Origin of the sequence: Streptomyces sp. URMC 126 (assembly GCF_051386555.1) — a bacterium.
In the GTDB taxonomy this organism is placed as follows: domain Bacteria; phylum Actinomycetota; class Actinomycetes; order Streptomycetales; family Streptomycetaceae; genus Streptomyces.
In genome coordinates this window covers 1-245 of record NZ_JBPQTX010001220.1, presented here as the reverse complement: position 1 = coordinate 245, position 245 = coordinate 1, and the positions used below count along the sequence as shown (strand labels likewise).

Annotated in this window: 1 pseudogene; it reads left to right on the top strand. The window is 74.7% G+C overall.

Going from position 1 to position 245, the window contains the following annotated elements:
- Nucleotides 1-245: pseudogene (locus ACSNOK_RS35740) on the top strand (long-chain fatty acid--CoA ligase); the annotation flags it as partial.

Genomic DNA, 245 nt, shown 5'->3' with positions numbered 1-245 from the left:
GGCCCACGCCCTGGTCGCCGAGTGCATGGTGGTCGGCGACGGCCGCCCGTTCGTCGCCGCGCTGATCACGCTGGACGAGGAGTTCCTGCCCCGCTGGGCCGAGTAGCACGGCAAGTCCGGCCTGTCCGGGGAGCGGCTGCTGGAGGACCCCGAGCTGCTGGCGGCCGTCCAGCAGGCGGTGGACGACGGCAACGCGGCCGTCTCCCGCGCGGAGTCGGTGCGCAAGTTCCGCGTCCTGGCCACCC